Origin of the sequence: Enterovibrio coralii, from assembly GCF_001559595.1 — a bacterium.
GTDB lineage: Bacteria > Pseudomonadota > Gammaproteobacteria > Enterobacterales > Vibrionaceae > Enterovibrio > Enterovibrio coralii.
On record NZ_LNTY01000006.1, the window covers coordinates 323449 to 343644 of the forward strand.

Annotated in this window: 17 protein-coding genes and 4 pseudogenes; 12 read left to right on the forward strand and 9 right to left on the reverse strand. The window is 46.8% G+C overall.

Annotated elements, in window-relative coordinates:
• Positions 1-102: 102 nt before the first annotated feature.
• From ATN88_RS02180 to ATN88_RS02200, 5 genes are all read left to right on the forward strand, one after another.
• On the forward strand, positions 103-1671 hold the full coding sequence (locus ATN88_RS02180; protein ID WP_067410736.1) for a hypothetical protein: 1569 nt from the start codon (positions 103-105) through the stop codon (positions 1669-1671).
• Positions 1672-1822: 151 nt separating this feature from the next.
• On the forward strand, positions 1823-3652 hold the full coding sequence (locus ATN88_RS02185) for a hybrid-cluster NAD(P)-dependent oxidoreductase (RefSeq protein WP_067410740.1): 1830 nt from the start codon (positions 1823-1825) through the stop codon (positions 3650-3652).
• A gap of 100 nt (positions 3653-3752) precedes the next feature.
• Complete coding sequence (locus tag ATN88_RS02190) at positions 3753-4412, forward strand: hypothetical protein (protein ID WP_157490642.1); 660 nt, start codon at positions 3753-3755, stop codon at positions 4410-4412.
• Positions 4413-4667: 255 nt separating this feature from the next.
• A complete protein-coding gene (locus ATN88_RS02195; protein WP_067410748.1) occupies positions 4668-5723 on the forward strand; it encodes a response regulator in 1056 nt (351 codons plus the stop codon).
• 2 nt (positions 5724-5725) lie between these two features.
• The gene (locus tag ATN88_RS02200) at positions 5726-6157 is read left to right on the forward strand and encodes a PAS domain-containing protein (protein ID WP_067410753.1); all 432 of its coding nucleotides are present in this window, start codon (positions 5726-5728) and stop codon (positions 6155-6157) included.
• A 71-nt stretch (positions 6158-6228) separates the two neighbouring features.
• Here the strand turns inward: ATN88_RS02200 and ATN88_RS02205 are convergent.
• Positions 6229-7021 (reverse strand): annotated as a pseudogene (locus ATN88_RS02205) (M48 family metallopeptidase).
• Between the two features lie 221 nt (positions 7022-7242).
• Between ATN88_RS02205 and ATN88_RS02210 the strand changes: the two are divergent.
• Positions 7243-7671 (forward strand): hotdog fold thioesterase, encoded by a 429-nt coding sequence (locus ATN88_RS02210; RefSeq protein ID WP_067410758.1) that lies wholly within the window; start codon positions 7243-7245, stop codon positions 7669-7671.
• A gap of 3 nt (positions 7672-7674) precedes the next feature.
• Positions 7675-7905: a DUF3389 family protein gene (locus ATN88_RS02215; RefSeq protein ID WP_067410761.1), complete on the forward strand. Its 231-nt coding sequence runs from the start codon at positions 7675-7677 to the stop codon at positions 7903-7905.
• A 65-nt stretch (positions 7906-7970) separates the two neighbouring features.
• On the opposite strand, the pseudogene ATN88_RS02220 reads toward ATN88_RS02215, so the two are convergent.
• The 7 genes and pseudogenes from ATN88_RS02220 to ATN88_RS26000 form a co-directional block, all read right to left on the reverse strand.
• Positions 7971-8785: pseudogene (locus ATN88_RS02220) on the reverse strand (DUF2797 domain-containing protein).
• A 148-nt stretch (positions 8786-8933) separates the two neighbouring features.
• Positions 8934-9233, reverse strand: a complete 300-nt coding sequence (locus tag ATN88_RS02225; RefSeq protein ID WP_067410766.1) for a hypothetical protein — start codon at positions 9231-9233, stop codon at positions 8934-8936.
• Between the two features lie 220 nt (positions 9234-9453).
• The gene (locus ATN88_RS02230) at positions 9454-10362 is read right to left on the reverse strand and encodes a peptidase T (protein WP_232312697.1); all 909 of its coding nucleotides are present in this window, start codon (positions 10360-10362) and stop codon (positions 9454-9456) included.
• A complete protein-coding gene (locus tag ATN88_RS25995; protein ID WP_198158308.1) occupies positions 10359-10679 on the reverse strand; it encodes a zinc-binding metallopeptidase family protein in 321 nt (106 codons plus the stop codon). The genes ATN88_RS02230 and ATN88_RS25995 overlap by 4 nt, the downstream gene beginning before the upstream one ends.
• Positions 10680-10691: 12 nt before the next feature.
• Positions 10692-12235, reverse strand: a pseudogene (locus tag ATN88_RS02235) (AbgT family transporter).
• Positions 12236-12506: 271 nt separating this feature from the next.
• Entirely contained in the window at positions 12507-13265 is a 759-nt protein-coding gene (locus tag ATN88_RS02240; RefSeq protein ID WP_067410771.1) for an endonuclease/exonuclease/phosphatase family protein, read from the reverse strand.
• Positions 13265-13447, reverse strand: coding sequence for a hypothetical protein (locus ATN88_RS26000; RefSeq protein ID WP_067410775.1), 183 nt, complete (start codon positions 13445-13447; stop codon positions 13265-13267). The genes ATN88_RS02240 and ATN88_RS26000 overlap by 1 nt, the downstream gene beginning before the upstream one ends.
• 579 nt (positions 13448-14026) lie before the next feature.
• Between ATN88_RS26000 and nrdD the strand changes: the two genes are divergently transcribed.
• The 5 genes and pseudogenes from nrdD (at position 14027) to ATN88_RS02270 (ending at position 19260) form a co-directional block, all read left to right on the forward strand.
• Positions 14027-16147: an anaerobic ribonucleoside-triphosphate reductase gene (gene nrdD, locus ATN88_RS02250; RefSeq protein ID WP_067410778.1), complete on the forward strand. Its 2121-nt coding sequence runs from the start codon at positions 14027-14029 to the stop codon at positions 16145-16147.
• A 7-nt stretch (positions 16148-16154) separates the two neighbouring features.
• Positions 16155-16625: an anaerobic ribonucleoside-triphosphate reductase-activating protein gene (gene nrdG, locus ATN88_RS02255; RefSeq protein ID WP_067410781.1), complete on the forward strand. Its 471-nt coding sequence runs from the start codon at positions 16155-16157 to the stop codon at positions 16623-16625.
• 182 nt (positions 16626-16807) lie between these two features.
• Positions 16808-17344, forward strand: a complete 537-nt coding sequence (locus ATN88_RS02260) for an ATP-dependent zinc protease family protein (RefSeq protein WP_067410786.1) — start codon at positions 16808-16810, stop codon at positions 17342-17344.
• Positions 17345-17532: 188 nt separating this feature from the next.
• Positions 17533-17865 carry a PBPRA1643 family SWIM/SEC-C metal-binding motif protein gene (locus ATN88_RS02265; RefSeq protein ID WP_067410790.1) on the forward strand — a complete coding sequence of 111 codons (333 nt, stop codon included), beginning with the start codon at positions 17533-17535 and terminating at the stop codon, positions 17863-17865.
• Positions 17866-18076: 211 nt separating this feature from the next.
• A pseudogene (locus ATN88_RS02270) lies at positions 18077-19260 on the forward strand (amino acid aminotransferase).
• A 45-nt stretch (positions 19261-19305) separates the two neighbouring features.
• Here the strand turns inward: ATN88_RS02270 and ATN88_RS02275 are convergent.
• The gene (locus ATN88_RS02275; protein ID WP_067410794.1) at positions 19306-19887 is read right to left on the reverse strand and encodes a YceI family protein; all 582 of its coding nucleotides are present in this window, start codon (positions 19885-19887) and stop codon (positions 19306-19308) included.
• Positions 19888-20196 lie beyond the last annotated feature (309 nt).

Genomic DNA, 20196 nt, shown 5'->3' on the forward strand with positions numbered 1-20196 from the left:
ATTGCGCTGCTATATTTTTTTAACACGCTGCCGATAACGAGGAAAGACGATTAAATCACTCAAATTTGCTGCGAAAAGTCATTGTTCCGAGCGGGAGGTGTTATGCCGTTGAAAGAACCAATCCCAAACTTCGTCAAGGCGATGGGGCATCGTGTGGTTAGCTACATTCTGAATATTTCAGAACCCGAAGCACGACAAGTTCTTCAGCAGCAATACAAGCTTTCTCCTAAGCAAAAAGACACCTTGGCATCATACATACAACTGTGCCGACAAATGCGTGCTGTAGCCGTTTCTCAGGGTGATATTGAGCAATCTTTTTTCCACCGTTTACCTCATGTCTTACACGGTAATCACCATATCTTCACGGTCTGGCACATGCAGAATGACGGCCGATTGGTGGACGTCAAAGGCACGGACTCGTTGTCAAAATGTTTAGCAGCATTAGCTGTCGATTTATACCCGCTCTTTTTGGTGAAAGCAGGCACGCGACCTCATTTGTTTTATCGTGCGTCTGGCTATTTAAGTGCGGCGATTTCTCATCTCCCAAACAGCAAACAACTGTACCGTCAGATCCTCGAAGATTTGTCATTCGAACGGATTTTTGAAGCCATTGGTAATTCGCCCAGTGAAACTTATGGACACTATGCCGATTCGAACGGCCGAAGAGGGACGATAACACTGTCATCCTTGCCTGCGGCAATCATGATCAACAGCTACGATTTAATGCGTATTCGTGGTCCGGTTTCACTGGAGATCTTTGTAGATACTGTGCTTGAAATGCTGGAAATCGCACGAAGCGTCGCCGATGGCGAGGTCGCACAGATCCCGCTGTTTGTCGGGTTCCGAAATGCAGCGCTTAACGACTTTGATGAGTTAGAAACCAAATGGGGAACCTTGCGTCGTTACACGCCCGCCATAGCCGAATACGTCCTTCAAATTCCAAGCCAAATGGCCAAGCGAAAAGACAGCGGCTTTATGCTTGAATCCGGCTTCGCGTACGCGGTAAATAGTGGCGATTTGCTTGACGACGACGATTGGCCTGATGAGGTTCAAGAAGCGGAAAATGAAAAAGCGTCGACTGAACTGAACATCACACTGTGTATGGCGATGTGCTTTCTGTCCGAATCCTCTCCGTTTGTCGCGCCTGAGTGGGTTTGGCGACTCGATCCATTTTCACTCGAAAGTGCGAAAGAGTGGGTCGATACAGTGCAAGAAGCCGAGTATCCGCTTGAGATCACCAATGCTGTTTTAGACGATCTTGAAAACTGGAGTCTGCGATTGGAAGACACGGATTCGCGTGGTGTTCGAATTGCGTTTTCTCGCTTGTTCTGTGCGGCGAGACAACCAGATAAGCTCGATGGTCTGCTAGACAGTATTCTGGCACTGAAAAACCTGTTCGCCGCAGGGTCTGACATTAAACGTGTAGCTGATGGCGTCGGGGCGTTGGTATCGGGCGGTCATGATGATGCTGTTGCATTGGCAAAAGAACTCCAGGAAGACTGGGAGCTTATCCTGTCTGGTGAAGCTTGGTGGGATGGCGAAGAAGTGCGTGAAAAAACATTCGCGTGTATTTCGTTGTGTTTGACGTGTCTTCATCACATCTACCTAAAATTCCCAACGCTCATCAGCGACCCAAACAGACTCGAACACATTATTGCGTCGAAGTCCTAATACATCGCTTGCAATTGAAAAGTGTCAGGTTGCAGATATGTAGGGGATGTGTGGAATTTTATTTTTCGCAGCCGAAGCAGGCTTTAGCTCACCAACGATTCTATGTTCTAATGTCTCAGGGAAGTTATAACGTAGAATAATAGGAGTCATCGTGAGTGCTAAAGTCAGTCAACTTAATGTTTTTCCAGTTAAATCCGTCGCAGGTATCAGCCTCTCAAACGTTTGGGTTGAGAAAATAGGTTTCAGTTTCGACCGTCGTTTTATGGTGGCAGACAGCACGGGCAAGTTTGTGACTGGACGCACTGAACCCAAGATGACGCAGGTTAAAGCCTCAATCAACGCAGATGGAATTACGCTGACGCATCCAACCATGTCGCCGCTCATGCTGAAATACGCACACTTTTCCTTGGAGCAAGTCGACACCAACGTTTTTAAAGATGAATTCCCGGCTTATTCTACCACTTCGACCGCCAACGCGTGGTTTAGTCATTTGCTCGGCGGAAAAAAGCAGCTGTTATATATCGGCCATGAGTCCTCTCCACGTGTTTCATCAAGCGCAGAAACCCTAGTCAGTTTCGCCGATGGTTTCCCTGTATTGCTGATTTCAGAAGCCTCTCTGGATGCGTTAAACGCTCGATCACCAGACAAGCATTCTATGGATCAATTCCGCACCAATATTGTTGCTACCGGATGTGAAGCCTTTGAAGAGGATACATGGGGCAAAGTGCGCATTGGTACCGTGGTGTTTGAGGTGTCCCGACCATGTAGCCGCTGTATCTTCACGACCTTAGACCTTGAAACGGGTCGTTTCCGCCCAACAGGCGAGCCGATCACCACACTCAGTCAGTTCCGTACAGACGACACGGGCAACGTTAATTTTGGGATGAATTTGATTGCGTTGAATGAAGGCATCATTTCGGCCGATGACAAAATTGAAGTGCTGGAATATCGCGACGTAGAAGCATACGAAGATAACACGACACCAAAACTGAACCTGAAAGTCAGAGAAGTCGAAACCGTCGCGAAGGATTTCAAAACGTTTTGGTTTGATAGCAAGCAAGGCACGCTGCCAGAGTACAAAGCAGGCCAGCACTTACCGATTGAATTGAACATCGACGGTAGTCGCGTTCAGCGTCGCTATACTCTGTCTTCTTCTCCAACCCGCCCAGATAGATTGGCCATTTCGGTCAAGCGTGTTGAAGGCGGCCAAGTCTCAAACTGGCTTCATGATAATTTCGATGTGGGTTCACTGTTCAAAGCGCAGCAACCTGACGGTCAGTTTCATCTCCATGACGATGTTGCAAAGCACCGCTCATTGCTTCTGCTTTCTGGTGGTAGCGGTGTAACACCGATGATGTCTATGCTTCGCGCATTGGCTGATAATAACGGCATCGAAGATGTGGTGTTCTGGCATCAATGTCGCTCGGAAGAAGATATCCCATTCGAGGATGAGTTGAAGGAACTTGCGAAACAGCACCCGGGGCTGACGTTGATCTTCACGCTGAGCCGTCCATCTTCTTCATGGGCAGGTGAATCGGGTCGACTCAGCATGGCGCACCTTTCGACCATCAAGGATCTCTCGGTGCGTGAAATCTACATTTGTGGCCCTCAGGGCTTCATGGATTCGGCGAAAGATTTATTGGGTCAAGCGGGTATTCCAGCAGATAAGATCCAACAAGAATTCTTTGAGCCGCCAACGTCTGGCGATGATGTTCCTGCGAGAGATGTGTCTATCACCATCGAAGGCGAGTTCATTTTTGGCAACAATCAGCGTCCTATCTTGGTACAAGCAGAAGAGTCGGGTGTTCAGGTTGACTATTCCTGCCGTGCAGGCGTGTGCGGTTGCTGCAAACTGAGACTGGTTGAAGGCGAGGTGGACCAGCCGGATATGCCAGCGTTATTCCCAGGCGAAAAAGAAGAAGGCTTAGTGCTGGCGTGTTGCTGCGTACCTCAAAGTGACGTTGTTCTGACTAAGGTTTAATCAACTGGCAGAAACTTAACGGATTTTTTCTAAAACCTAACATAATTGGCTGCCGCCGTGAGTTATCATGGCGGCAGCTTTTTTATGGGGTGAATGCGAAATGACAAATACGAAAAAAGCACTGGCAATTTTAGTGGCTGGTGGCATCGCGGTAAGTGGTTATTTAATTGCTAACCAATTGTCTTCAAACCAGCTTTCATCCGAAAAAGCCTTGGCTTCATTAACCGCCGAAAGGGACGATGCCAATCTGGCTCTCGCCGCTTCCAGAGAAGAAATTTTGACGTTAACGGCAAAACTGGAGAGTCAGGCTTCTGACATTGATGCGTTGAATCAAACACTTGTTGAGAAGGACAAAACCTCGCAATCTCTCCAGCAAGAGTTAGATGCTGCGAAGCAAGCGTCTTTCGTCCAGGCTGCGTCGTTTGAAGCAAAAATCAGTGCGTTGGACATACGAATTGAAGAACTGAAAAAACGTATTGTTGATGCAGACAAACTCTATGCGCAACGTCATCTGTTGACTAAAAAAGCCGGCGACTTAAACGAGCTCATCCTAAAGGCGAGCCACAAAGCAGAGTTGAGTAAAGCGGCTTGCGAAGAGTTTAAACAAGGCAATTCGTGGAATTGGGTATCACAAGCGGACTGTGACAACTTCAATAAGTGGCGACAAGAAGGCCAACAACTGATCGTTGAATTTGAAACAAATAACCAAGCCTTGGACAAGGTAAATCGACAAATTGCGGACTTTAAAATTCCACAGTAAAACGACGTGGTTTGCACCTGATATTTCTGAATTGACGCGAGTGAAATCACTACTGATTCGGCAAAACCTGCGATAGAAATCAATATCGTGGCGATAAAGTGTTCAACACGCACTATGCTTATGGGAGAAATGTCATAAACATGAGACATTAGTGCGTAATTTACGTTATATTTTGCGCTCGAACTCATTGGTATCGACCAATATTTTTCTTGATGCATTCAGTATCAAAATCACTGTAACGTAGGGGTAGACACTTTGACGACCCGAGTATTGATCACTGATGATTCTGCTTTAGCAAGAAAGCAGCTAGCTCGTTCCTTACCTTCCGATATTGCCGCAGAAGTGTCGTTTGCAGAAAATGGTAAAGTCGCAATCGAACTGCTGCAAGCTCAAGAATTTGACGTTATGTTCCTCGACTTAACCATGCCAGTGATGGACGGTTACGAGACGTTAGAAGCCATCAAAAAGAATCGCATTACCGTTCCAGTCTACGTGGTCTCTGGCGATATTCAGCCGAAAGCACAGGAACGTGTATTGCGCTTAGGTGCAAAAGCATTTGTTAAAAAGCCTGTCAGTGCAGAGAAATTAGAAGAAATACTCGCGTCTTACAAAACCGACGAACCTGCGTCTCCTGTTACAGTAGAAACGCCAACTAAGCCTGCTGCCCAAACGGCACCAGAGATTCCTGCGCATGCCTCATTGAATGACATGAAAGTCGGTCGTCGTGAGATGTACATGGAAGTGGTTAACGTGGCCATGGGACGCGCGGCCGATTCGTTGGCGAGATTCTTCGATGTTTTTGTTCACATGCCGTTGCCACAAGTCAACGTACTGGAAGTCAGTGAGCTTGTGATGACAGTGCGCCACCTAGCAAATAACGACAATATGTCGGGCATTTGTCAGGGATTCAGTGGTGAAGGTTTAGCGGGTGAGGCTTTGATGCTGATCTCAGATTCTTCGATGAAAGATCTGCTCGACATCATGGATTACCCAGACAATGGTTCGGTCGATAACGAACTTGAAGTTATGGTGGACGTAAGTAACGTTTTAATCAGTGCATTCTTGTCGGGGATCGGCGAGCAAGCTGGTTTGGTGTTTGCGCAAAGCTACCCCGAAATCATCGGGCAGCACCTCGCTGTAGACCGATTGGTTGAGAAAATGCAGGGTACGTGGAAACAAACCGTCACCATTGAAGTGAGTTATGCGATTGACGGAACAAACATCAAATGTGACTTGCTGTTGCTGCTGGTCGATGACTCGCTGCCACTGCTTGATAACAAACTGGCTTACCTGATGGACGATGAGGAGTAACCATGATTGACTCACCAGAATTTGAACAGTTCAACTGGATGGTCGATATGGTTCAGAATATCGACATGGGGCTTATCGTTGTAGACCGCGAATTTAAGATCCATATGTGGAATGGCTTTATGGTGCACCACACCGGTAAGCATCCAAATAAGGTTCAAGGGAAGTCCTTGTTCGACGTCTTCCCTGAGATCAATCAAGCCTGGTTCAGAGCAAAGTGCCGTCCCGTTTTCGAACTGAAATGCCGAAGCTTTGTGGTGTGGAAACAAAGACCGTATCTGTTCCATTGCCGCAATGTACGACCAATCACCGGCGAAGCGAACTTCATGTACCAAAATGTATCGCTAAACCCAATGGTAAACCTTCGTGGGGAAGCGCAGCATATGTTTATTTCGGTGGCTGACGTCACGGCTGAGGCTTTGGCTAAACAGCATTAACTCGTGAATCCATAAGAAATTTAGTATTAAAAAGCCTGCTTACTGCAGGCTTTTTTGTCGTTGTTAGACCCTCAGGGTTTGACACAAACCGGAGCCTTGTTTCTTGGCGGCGGGAGTTGCTTAATCGCGGCTTGTAAATCGCTAATCCGTGTTGTGTGGGAAGGGTGTGAGGAGAAAAACTCAGGCGGCGCACCTTTGGAGGCTTTTGCCATGTTCTTCCATAGCTCAACACTTTGTGCAGGATCGAATCCAGCGTCATTCATTAACTGCAACCCAATCAAATCGGATTCGGACTCGTGCGTTCGACTAAACGGCAGCAGAACACCCACGTTAACGCCTAGCCCCAAGCCCGCCATGATCATGTCTTGATTTGCAGTGCCAGACGCACCTAGCGCGATGTTCGCAACTTGAAGCGCGCCATTGGCTGCCATGGAGCTAGAAACGCGCTCTCCACCGTGGTTTGCCATGACATGGCCAATTTCGTGTCCAATCACCGCAGAGAGTTGGTCTGGTGTTTTAGCGACGTCGAGAAGGCCCGTGTAAACGCCAATTTTCCCGCCCGGTAGCAAATGCATTCACTTGCTCACTGTCGAATACAACCACTTCCCACTTTTCAAAATCGGGTTGTGGCGGCGTGACTTTCAACAAAGCATCCGTTACGCACTGCACGTAGGCGTTTGTGCGTCGGTCTTTACTCACTTTTTCTTCGCTCTTCAATTGCGTAAATGACTGCGCTCCTAAGCTCGCCATCTCGGAACCTGACACCATGATGAACTGGCTTCGCCCAGTTGGAGACGTCGAACAACCAACAAGAAGCGTCATAATTGCAGCCGCAGCTGCTTTCTTTGCTGTAGATAGCTTCATCGCTTTGTCCTTTAAAGCGCAAATTTGTTTTTATTGATTAAAGACTTTTACCATTTCGCTTAACAAAGTTGAATACCTTCGCTAACCCTTACTGAGCTTACTCGAATTTCTGGTGAATTTGTCACAGTTAAAGCCACGTGCGGCAGGCTGAAAGACATGGCGATCTTGTTGTTGAGAAGGGATAATGACGATAAACACGCATGCTGTATTAGGAGTTACCTTTGTCTATTTGGAAGAAACCGATATCCATCGATGGATTAAACGCAACATCAGAAAACACCTTGATGGAGCATTTGGGGATTCGATACACCGAGTTTGACGATAACAGCCTGTCAGGTTCAATGCCTGTAGATCACCGTACACATCAGCCGATGGGGATGCTGCATGGCGGTGCTTCTGTTGTTCTTGCGGAATCATTGGGTTCTCTCGCTGCAAACATGGCAGTAGAAGAAAACAAATACTGTGTGGGTTTGGACATCAATGCCAACCACATTCGTGCGATGCGATCAGGTGTGGTTCATGGCAAAGCAACCGCCGTGCATTTGGGTGCAACCACCCATGTATGGCAGATTGAAATGACTGATGAGCGTGGACGCTTGGTTTGTACCAGCCGACTAACCATGGCTGTTTTGCAACACAAAGGTAAGTGACCCATGGTGTTACAGATTTCAGGTGGTCGTGTCATCGCAAACATGCACGAAGTGATGGTGAAGCTTCAAGAGAACAGAGCCACACTTCAAGCGCAAGTCGACGATATCTCAATCCTGTCGGCAGCTAAAATGCTGGTGGTCAGTGGCGGCAGCGTCAATTGGAGTATCTCGTTGGAAACTGAAGAGAATGTTCACGCATTGAGTGAAGCAACGGGTATTGCAGCAAGGCCTTAATTGACACCCCTTCAAAACAAAAAAGCGCGGCTTATAGAGCCGCGCTTTTTTGTCTCTCACCGAAATCAGTAATCGGCGGTCACTTCGTAACTGGTGAATTTACGCACGTTAATCACACCGGTATCGAAGATAAGGTACTGACCTTTAATACCTTTCAATACACCTGACACGACAGGGTCTTTGTCAAAGTTCAGTGAGGTAATTTTCGTTGGAAATTCAGTGACAGGGTAACTAATGTTGACGATGTCGTGCTGAACGGGCTCGACGGCATCAAATCCATATTGAAGGCGAAGGCTGAAAATCTTTGCATCAATTTGAGGCAGAAGGCGTCGCGCTTCTTCTTTCAGGTCGATGTCTACATTGTCGCCTTTCAACATGGCGCGCCAGTTGGTTTTATCTGCCAAAAACTCAGCAATCGCGACTTCTACAAGGCCAGATAGATGACGGCTTTTCACTTTCAAGATTGGAAGTGCCTGCGTGGCACCTTGGTCAATCCAGCGCGTAGGAATTTGGCTTGCACGTGTAATGCCGACTTTTAGGCTGATGTGTTCGACAGGTAAACGATATGGTCGGTCATGCAGAACTGCTCACCCCATTCAGGCTCACGGCATGTTCCGTCAGCGAAGTGGCAAGTTTCAGGCTTCAAGATACACATATCGCAACGTGCTAATTTCTTCGTGCAAGGGAAGCAGTGCCCCTGACTGAAGCTTTTGTTGGTCTTTGCGCCACAAGCATCACAATAAATGTTGCCTGTGTAGGTGAGGGTGAGTGGCTTTCCAATGAGGCTGTTGAGATCCACAAGGGCGTCGCCCACGGGTAAGGAATATGACACGCCGTTATCCAGCGTGCTTTTCATTTTGCTCAGCGTTCCAGTAGTCATGCTCGTTATTATATTGTTTTCCTTTGGTGGCAGTAGTGTATACCCAACCCACCTGAAAATGCAGCTTTGCGTTCATTCTGACCCGCTGACATTTTCAGGGATACAAAGGTCAACCAACGCAGGGGAAACGAAGAGCAAGTAATTATGGTTACAACTTCACCAAGCCGTCGTTGAGATCTTCATACAAAGAGACTGAAACGATAAGCTTGTTACGTTCGATGTCTTCATTGATGTCATCGATGACGTACAAATCGGCGCTAGAGGTAGACGTGTTATTTTCAGCAAGCGTGACAATGTCTTGGTTGATGTCGCCATAGATGGTGAGTTCTTCGACTTTTTTGTAGTCACCAAATTCAAGCAACGAGAGTGGTGCAAGTTCCGGTTTCGCAAAAGCGTTAGAGGTAAAAGCCAGAGCAGCAGCAAGCAAAGATGCATTCAACAAGCGCATAAGATGTTCCTTCATTTTTTATTTTCAGTGAGAGTGTCACAGCGGTCGCTATCCTAAGTCAGACGTACGTCATAGACGTTTAAATAAAAGGTTAGACACCAATAAAAATAAAGGTATTGGGGAGAAGATCACTTTATAAAGCGAGACGCAATTGATATGAAAGGCGAAAGAAGAAATAGAAAGGGCGTTAGCATAGGAATATTGCAAACGCCCTTTGAGGTTACGCGTCGACCTTAATTAGGTTTAACGCAACGCGATAACTGTCGAGGAACGACGGGATTGGCAAAAATTCAAAACGACTGTGGAAGTTGTGTGCACCAGTGAAAAAGTTAGGTGTGAACAAGCCTTTTACCGAGAGTGCAGAGCCGTCTGTGCCACCACGCATTGCGATGGTTTTTGCCGAGATCTCCAAACCTTCAAGGACTCGGTAGAGACGCGTCAGTGCTTCGACATCTTCACCCATTGCTTGGGCAATGTTGCTGTAAACATCCGTCAGCGAGAGTGCTATTTCGGCTTTAGGGTGTTTATTCTTCAACAAAGTTTCTACCGCGCGCAAATACGTTTTACGGTCTTCATACTGCGTTTGGTCGAAATCACGAATTGCGACAATCACTCTCGCGGTGTTTTGGTTGCCTTGAATGTCTGTGACCCAAAAGTAGCCCTCGCGCCCTTCGGTCTGTTCAGGCAAGCCATGATCTCGCAGCAAGTCGATAAAGTCAGCAGCAATGAGGTTTGGATTTACCAATACATTCTTTGCGCTCATTGGGTGAGCGGTGATACCGGAAATCTCCAACACAGCCGTTCCTGCATTGAACGTTTCGTAGATGACCTCGCCACGCTCGCAGCAATCGATGGTGTAACAATAATCGACGGGGAATTTTTCAAGTGGCAGTGCTTTTGCGCCGCGCAAGCCAATTTCTTCATCAGGCACAAAAGCGAAGTAAATATCGCCATGCGGAAGGTCAGACTTTTTCAGCTCTGCCGCCAATGTCATCATGACAGAGATAGCTGATTTATCGTCGGCTCCCAATACACTGGTGCCATCGGAAAACAGGATGTCTTGCCCGACGTACTTACCCAACTCTGGATTGGACGTTTCATCAATGACGATGTTCTCTTGCGGATTCAAGCAAAGTGGTGAGCCTTCGTAGCGCAAGATTTGTGGATGAATATCTGGCTCAAGCCAACATCGACGGTATCAAGGTGGGCAATAAAACCGATTTTCTTTGCATCCGGCAGATTGCCCGGTAAACGAACCAGCGCAATGCCGCTTTCCAGCAGTTCTGTTTCTTGATAACCCAAGCTATTTAAGTCGTCACACAGCAATTTTGCTAGGGTACGCTGTCCTTCGCTTGAAGGCAGCGTCATAACACTGCCATCTGATTGGCTGCTGATAGCGACGTAGCGTTTAAAGTTATCAATGAGTTGTTGTTCGATATTTTTCATTCTTATTGTCTCTTACAGGCCGTAAGTGTAACCACTGTTAAAGCCAAGCGGGATATTGAAACCCCAGAACAGGTATAGCATTGCCATGAGTGTGAAAAGCAGGGCAACAGTATATGGCAGCATCATAGATACCAAGGTGCCAATACCAGACTGGCTACTGTATCGCTGCATATAGGAAATGATCAGCGGGTAGAAAGCGAACATCGGCGTACTGACGTTCACCGCGCTGTCAGAAATGCGGAAAGCCGCCTGTGTTAGCTCAGGAGAAATTCCCACTGCCATCAACATAGGTACCAAAACAGGTGCCAGAATGGCCCATTTTGACGATGCAGAGGTGATGATGATGTTCAACACTGCGGTGAGCAGAATCACGCCGAAAATCGTCAATTGACCCGGCATGTTAAGTGCCTTCAAACCTTCTGCGCCAGATAATGCGATCAGGCTACCAATGTTTGATTTACCAAAGCAGTAAAGGAACTGTGCACAGAAGAACGCGAACACGATAAACGAAATCAGCGAACCTGTGATGCTTTCCATCGACTTAGTGACATCTTTCGATGTTTTGAATTTGCCGCTGACAAAGCCATAAACCAAGCCCGGAGCGGTAAAGAAAATCAGAAGCAGTGGAACGATGGTTTTCATCGCCGGTGCGGCTGGGCTAGTCAGTGAACCATCCGGCGCGCGGAAAAGGGATGACTCAGGCACCATCAGCGCGACTAACAACAAAGCGATACCTAGCAAGGTCCAGTTTGCGAGTTTAAATGCACGCGTTTCTGCATCAGAGAGTGCATCATTCGATTCTTCCACTTGAGGAACATCGATTGGAAGCGTGCGCTTTAGGCGAGGCTCAACGATTTTGTCTGTCACGTACCAACAAACAGCGATAACAGCAAAGGTCGATGCAAATGAGTAGAAGAAGTTACACAGGACGTTGACCACGTAGGTCGGGTCTAACACGCGTGCCGCAGATTCAGTGAATCCCGCCAAAATTGGGTCGATAATTGAAGGCGTGTAAGACGCTGTGAATCCACCTGCAAGACCTGCGAAACCTGCTGCGATACCTGCCAATGGGTGTTTGCCCGATTTGTAGAAGATATACGCTGAGACAGGCATTAAAACCACATAGCTGAGTCAGATGCCACGTGCGCCAGAATACCGATGAAGATAACGGAAGGTGTCACTGCGGACATAGGCACAACAGCCAGTAGTTTTCTCAACGCTGTTGTGATGTAACCAGAGCCTTCAGCGATACCAATTCCCAGCGTTGCTACGATAACGATACCCAAAGGTGGGAAGTTAACGAAGTTGCTGACCATTGCGCTAAGCAGGTTCATGAGTTCTGACGGCGTCAACAGATTCACTACCTGAATAGGTTTATTGGTGAGTGGATGGATGTAGTCAAACTCAATTTGCGAAAGCACCATAGAAAGTAGGATGCAGATGAAGGTCGCAAACAGGAAAAGCATCGTGATGTCTGGGATTTTATTTCCGACGTTTTCTATACGATCGAGCCAGCTTTTTTTATTTAAGGGTTGGGGTGAGATTTGTGTTGCCATGAATAGTCCATTATACCGCTGTTATTAATAAGCTTGTTTATTAGCGGGAGTAAATGGTTTCTGGCAAGAAAAAAACGACGAGTTTTTGCGCTGAAAGTGTTTAAAAATTGAATTGTAAACAACCGTGCTAGAAGATTGTTTTTCTTGGTTTTAATTTTGTTATTTGTGGCTCGGAAGTAGTGTGCGAGTGCGCTGAGTAATCGAAAAGTTGTTGATTTGATTTCTAGTCGCTAGTTGTATGAATAACTAAATAGTTACCCAGAAAATAAGGTTAGAGCCCTACATAAACAGGGCAATGATCTGACAATCGGTAATTGGCAACGGAGTGGTAAGAGTAACGAAATTGCTTTGCTAATGGAATGATATCACTTGAGAGTACGCCTGGGCTCGCAATGATATGATCTATCAGTTTGTCGTATACCACTTGCTCCCAACGCTTGGTGCGATAGTTGAAACGGCGCGCCTTACATTTGGCGATGGTATGTTCAGAGAGATTGATCAGGTTTCCTTTACCTGCCTCTTTCTGCAGAGTTTCCCAAACCCATTCGTTGGACGTGTTCATGTAATGGTTAAAGTCACCCGCAATCACAAATTCATGACCCAGCTTTTGGCGAGTTTTGATCCAGACGGAAAGAGCATCTATCTGACGTTCTAGTTTCTTACAGCTGTTGTTTCTTCTGACGGGCGTTTCAAAACATCCAGATTTTAGGTGTATAGAAAGCAGGTGCAGGGGAGGCTGGTTTTCTCTTCTCACTTCGATGTACGAGCCGTAGCGAAGGTTTCCTTTAGACAAGAAGGTCGGTAAGCCAAGTGGGGCGAAATCTGCGTGGTCGATGACTTCTATGTTCTTTTTCACCGCCCAGCCGGTAAATTGATTACTGCCACGGCTTTTCTGGTGGTACTTGGCGCGATCTGAAAAGTAAAAGTTGTATTCATCGGGGTCAATAACTCGTGACAGTGCATCTACGCTGTCAACTTCCTGAAATGCTAACAAATCGGCATTGAGTACTGACACGACGGTTTGCATCATCAAATAGTCATCGTTAGAACGCTTGCCTGAATGATGTCGTCTTTATCGGTGAGCCATTCCATGTTCCACGTCGCTATGGTCAAAGAGGCGAGCGCGTTTTTCACGTTTAAAGAAAACGCGACGACTATCGCCATGATGACTGTTCGGAAAAATTTAGAGGGAATAGGGCGTCGAAATGTCATTCAGTAGGTGGTCCTGCTTAAGGGTTTTGTTTTCTTTCACACTTCTTTTGGTGTGTATATTTTTGTTATCAATGGCGTCTGGCTGACGAGATGTGCCTGCGACTGAACCTCCTCCTTAGTTTGGGTAAAATCAAAAACCGTCATGAGATGCGCACTGTAACCGGATACTAGAACATAGTTACCATGGCTGTCTTACAACATGGTGAATTTGAGTGCCGTGTTGGATTTTTTTACATACTTTTTTCGATAATTGAATTTATTCCACAGTAATCGAATAGATAAAAATCGCATGCATGGATGCCATGATCTAAATCAAAGTATTAGCTCCACCGAAATCGTCTAATGCACCACATATTGTATCCCTATGTGTAAATGCCCCTACATTTTGTATTTCTTGACGCTGCTCTCATTTGTGTGTAAAGCGGCTTTTATTCACTCTATCAATGTGGATCAAGGAGCAAGTTTCGGGCATTAATCGAGCAAAAGGTGCCGGATTTCCAGACGCTTCCGCTCCCACATTAGCGCGATCAAACCCTATCTCTACCCACTATATGTGGGCATTTTGTTGAGGAGCTATTTGTGAAACCTGTTGTCATCAAACGCGATGGATGCCGCGTACCTTTCCAGCGCAAGCGCATTGAAGAAGCTGTTTTAAGTGCTGCTGATGCTGTAGAAGACATGGATCAAGCCTATGCAGCGGCTGTAGCAGATGGCGTGCTATCTCAATTTATGCGTATGGAAGAAGTTGAGATCCACCAAATTCAAGATGCGGTGGAAAATCACTTGATGGCAGGCCCATACAAGGCTGTTGCGCGCGCGTACATTGAGTACCGTCACGACCGTGATAGCGTGCGTGAGAAGAAAAGCCGTCTGAGCAACGAAATCCGTGGTTTGGTGGAACAAACGAACTCAGACATCCTCAACGAAAACGCAAACAAAGACAGCAAGGTCATCCCAACGCAACGCGACCTGTTGGCGGGTATTGTTGCTAAGCACTACGCGAAGCAATACATGCTGCCGAAATCCGTGGTTCGTGCTCATGAAATGGGTGACATTCACTACCACGATTTGGACTACGCGCCCTTCTTCCCAATGTTCAACTGTATGTTGGTTGATCTTGAGAACATGCTGACCCATGGCTTTAAAATGGGTAATGCGGAAATTGACACACCTAAGTCAATTCAAACCGCGACAGCAGTGACTGCTCAAATCATCGCGCAAGTTGCTAGCCATATTTACGGCGGCACAACCATCAACCGCATCGATGAAGTACTGGCTCCTTACGTTGAAATCAGCTACGAGAAACACCTCGAAGTCGCACGTGAGTGGGATGTACCTAACGCCGAAGAATACGCAAAAGCGCGCACTGAAAAAGAATGTTACGACGCATTCCAATCTCTGGAGTACGAAGTAAACACACTTCACACGGCAAACGGCCAAACGCCTTTCGTGACCTTTGGTTTTGGTTTGGGCGAGTCGTGGGCTGCGCGTATGATCCAACGTTCGATCCTGCGTAACCGTATTGCTGGTTTGGGTAAAAACCGTAAAACAGCGGTATTCCCGAAACTGGTATTTAGCTTGAAGTCTGGCCTGAACCTGAAAGAGGGCGAGCCAAACTATGACATCAAGAAGCTGGCGTTGGAATGTGCATCTAAGCGCATGTACCCAGATATCTTGAACTACGACCGCGTGGTTGAAGTGACTGGTTCATTCAAGACCCCAATGGGTTGCCGCAGCTTCCTGTCCACCTATGAAGAAAATGGAGAGCTGATCCACGAAGGTCGTAATAACCTAGGTGTTATCAGTATCAACCTGCCTCGAATCGCAATGCGAGCTCAAGGTGATGAAGCTGAGTTCTACCGTTTACTTGATGAAATTCTGGCGGTTTCCCGTGAAGGTTTGGACACACGTATTGCGCGTCTGCAAGGCGTGAAAGCACGCGTCGCACCAATCCTATACATGGAAGGCGCATGTGGGGTTCGCCTGAATCCAGATGATGATATCAGCGAGATCTTCAAAAACGGTCGTGCTTCTATTTCTCTGGGTTACATCGGTATCCATGAGACAGTAAACGCGCTTTATGGCAATGCGGAACATGTTTATGACTCCGAAACGCTGCGTCAGAAAGCAATTGAAGTGGTAGAATACCTGCGTAAAGCAACCGATAGCTGGAAGAAAGAAACCGGTTATGGCTTTAGCCTTTACAGCACGCCAAGTGAAAACCTGTGTAGCCGCTTCTGTAAGATTGATGCGAAAGACTTCGGTGTTGTTGAAGGTGTGACGGACAAGGGCTACTACACCAACAGCTTCCACTTGGATGTTGAGAAAAAGGTTAACCCTTACGATAAAATCGATTTCGAAATGCCGTACCCATCTATCGCAAACGGCGGTTTCATCTGTTACGGCGAATATCCAAATATTCAACACAACGTTGAAGCACTCGAAAACGTTTGGGATTACAGCTACGAGCGTGTTCCATACTATGGCACCAACACGCCTATCGATGAGTGCTACGAGTGTGGCTTTACTGGAGAGTTTGATTGTTCAAGTAAAGGCTTTGTTTGTCCAAGCTGTGGCAACCACGATTCTACGAAAGTGTCTGTGACTCGTCGTGTATGTGGTTACTTGGGAAGCCCGGATGCACGCCCATTCAATGACGGTAAACAGGAAGAAGTGAAACGCCGCGTTAAACACATGTAAGGTTAAGATGAATTTCCATCAATATTATCCCGTTGATGTCGTTAATGGCGAAGGCACACGTTGCACGCTGTTTGTTGCAGGGTGCGAACATCAGTGCCGAGGCTGTTATAACCAGTCAACATGGTCACTAAATTCGGGTTCGGTATTTGATCAGTCAATGGAAGACAAGATCATTGCGGATCTTAATGACACACGCATCAAACGACGTGGGTTGTCTCTTAGTGGCGGAGACCCGTTACATCCTGCGAATGTGGCGGCGGTGCTGAAGCTGGTTCAGCGCGTAAAATCGGAATGTGATGGGAAAGATATCTGGCTTTGGACGGGATACACACTGGAACAACTCACTGAGGCACAACGAGAAGTCATTGACCATGTCGATGTCGTCGTTGACGGCAAATATGAGAAAGAGTTGGCTGATCCTTCCTTGCCTTGGCGAGGAAGTTCAAATCAAGTTGTTCATCGTCTGACATCCCGTTAACACACCATTCAGCCTACTCTTATATAGTTCTCTGACGCCGCTTTATAATAGCGGCGTTATTTTTTGGGGAACTTGCACCAAAAACTGCGTCTAAACCCTATACCCAAACAATCTGAAAATGCTCGAATTCAGAGGTTACTTGGGTTTACAACCATTTGAATCCTCATAGAAAGGACACGTTTATGAAGTACAAATTTGTCGCCTTCTTTTTCATGCTTTGCTTAAGCCCATTGTCATTTGCTGCATCAAATGCAGATACCCAGCATTATGAACATGCACCCGATGGCAAACTTATTATGGGCGAGCAAGAATGGGTCAAAGTCGACCCCGTTGGGGAAGTGCTCAAGGCTCGCGTAGACACGGGTGCAACTACGTCATCTATTAGTGCGATTGATATTGAATCGTTTGAGAAAGATGGTGAGAAATGGGTGAAGTTTAGACTCGCTCATGGCGGACGAGAAAGCCGAGAGATAGAGCGCCCAGTTGTGCGAACGGTACGTATCATCCAATCAAGCGCAGAAGGCTATGATCGTCGTTATGTCGTTCAACTGCCCATTACGATTGGTGATGTGACCGAAAAAACACAGTTTACATTGAGGGACAGGCAGCACCTGATTTTCCCAGTGCTGTTGGGACGAAGCTACCTGAAAGGCACTGCGATGGTCGATGTTAGCCGTAAGTTTGTGCAGCCAAAACCTGAACTAGAAGGCCATCAATAAGGTTAAAGAGAGGGAAGACATTCTCTCTTTTTCAAGTGGCTACAGATTGTGAACTGGATGAATGCGGTGTGGTAGAGAGTATGCAAAATGCTTTTTACACCGCTTATTGTTATAACTGCTTTATCAACCTGCCCAGTTGGGTATAATCCCCTGCTCATTTGCGTTACCCCTCAACATGCGAGCATCCCATGTCAAAATGTTTTTTTAAAGGCCGTATCGAAACGCGCTTAAACCACGTTATTTCTGGCTACAACGTTAACCGCGACGTGAAAGCAGGAACAGAAGAAGCACCTGTATCCGTGGTTGTGAAGTCTGAAGCACGTAAAGCAGAAATCGAGGCACTGGTTGCGGAGCACGGACTGGTAGCAAATGTTGTCGTGGATGAAACGAAAGAAGAAAACACAATTGAGCTGGATACGGTTCTGAACAAGCCAAAGACCACCCGTTTTGAAAAGACGCCAAATCGTAACGATCCATGCTCTTGTGGCAGCGGCAAAAAATATAAAAAGTGCTGCGCATAAGCGTTAAAAAAGAAACCGCCTGATGGCGGTTTTTTTGTGTGTAAAGACAAGGATGATGATTGCATCAGTCACTTTCAAAAGTCGTGGAGCTACCCCCAAAGAAACCGATAAGGCAGGAGAGTAATTTTCTCAAACGGGTATTTTTACTTGCACCCATGCGGCCTTTCGTTATACATACAAGGGATTAGGTGTTCGATAAGGAAGTTATCTCATGTTTAACCTGCTTTCTCCTGCCCAGCAGGATCCCATCCTCTCGCTTTCCGTTGCATTCAGAGAAGACCCGCGTGAAGAAAAAATGGATTTGGGTATTGGCGTCTACAAAGACAGCCAAGGTGCCACGCCGATCATGCAAGCGGTCAAGTCTGCACAACACGTTTTAGCGGATACCCAAACAACAAAAAGCTACGTGGGATTGGCAGGAAGCGAAGGCTTCAATCAGGCAATGACAGATTTGCTGCTTAAAGGCACTGCGGGCTACGAGCGTTCTGCTGCCGTGCAAACGCCTGGAGCAAGTGGTGCATTGCGTATGCTGGCAGACCTGATGTATTTGGCAAAACCTATTACTACGGTGTGGATTAGCAACCCAAGCTATGTAAACCACAAACCTGTAATGGAAGCCGCTGGTTTGACCGTGAAGTTTTACCCTTACTTTAATGTAGAGACGAAAACGGTCGATGCGGATGCCATGCTGGATGCACTGTCTACAGCAGGGCCTGATGATGTTGTACTACTTCACGGTTGTTGTCATAACCCGACGGGCGCAGATATTCGTCCTGAGCATTGGCAGGCAATTGCAGCATTGGCGCAAAAGAATGGCTTTATTCCTTTCGTTGACATCGCATACCAAGGTTTTGGTGCGGGTCTGGAAGAAGATGCTACGGGGTAAGATTGCTGTCCGACAGCGTTGAAGAAATGCTGATCGCGACATCTTGTTCGAAAAACTTCGGTCTTTACCGTGAACGTACGGGGGCGGCGATTGTGATTGGCAAAAACGCCAAAGAAGCAATGAATGCTAAAGGCCGTATTCTTCAACTGGCGCGTTCCACCTATACCATGCCACCTGATCACGGTGCAGCGATTGTTGAAACCATTCTTTCTAGCGATGCGTTAACACAAGAATGGAAAACAGAGCTGGACGTGATGCGAAATCGCATTGTGACATTACGTGAAGGTTTGAGTGCTGCACTGGCGGCGCGATGCGGCGACACGCGTTTTGATTTCATCAAGCAGCACAAAGGCATGTTCTCAATGCTGGGCATGGCACCGGAACAGATCCAAACCTTGAGAGATGATTTTGGTATTTATGCGGTAGGTGACAGTCGAATCAACATTGCGGGTTTGACCGAAGCGCGAATTGATTATCTTGCAGACGCACTCATATCCGTCATCAAGTAAGCAAACCAAATGAGAAAAAGCCAGCAGATGCTGGCTTTTTCTATTTTACTTCTCCGCAAATACCAGACTGACGTTCACGGGAACTGTACTGGAAATATCAATGTTTCCGACGGTTGCGGATACTTTTTTCAAGTTGTCCTCGGGAATACCGAATGTCGCACCACTAATGATGACTGGCTTATAGGTGAAGGCGAAAATGTTGTCGTCAGCTTTGATGATGTTCATATCCAACGTCACATCTTTTGTGTTGCCAAATAGGGTGACTTTCGCGGGGATAGACTGCTGTAGCATGGCGTCGTTTTTATCAAGTGCAGCCATATCGACTTGTCCCTCAACTTTCAACATAGGGAACTTGCTGGAATCAAAGAACAATTCGTTCAGTCGTTGATTACGGATTGGGATCCCTGTTGATATTGAAGAAAGTGGCGCGGTCACACTGAATTTCCCTGACGCATCCACACTGCCTTTGACACCGCTAAGCGTTGCTGGCTCAACAACATAGGTTTTCTTGATGGTAGCAAAGCTGATGGAAGAGGCGTCACTGACAATGGTGTAGTCGCTGGACGCAAAGGCAAGAGAAGGGGACAGAGATAAGGCTAAAATGGCTGCCGACGAAATACCTTTCATTTTTACTTTCCTTCTTATTAATGAATTTGCATAAGCACATTGAAGACGCCGGAAACCTGCATCTTCGTGTTGCTGGGGTATATATAGCCTTGTTGACAAAGCGCATTTTGTACATCGCTTTATTTCGATATGGGCATCCTGAAATTCCGATTGACTCAATTATGAGTCAATCGATCGAGTAACGTGAGTTTGCGATGAGGGAAAGTATCGTTGAGAACGGCATAAAGCCGTTGATTTAGGTGTGCTGTGATGACGTGCCATAGCGCGTTCTGTTAGACTGTATCGTCAAACTATAGGTGGTAGTAACAC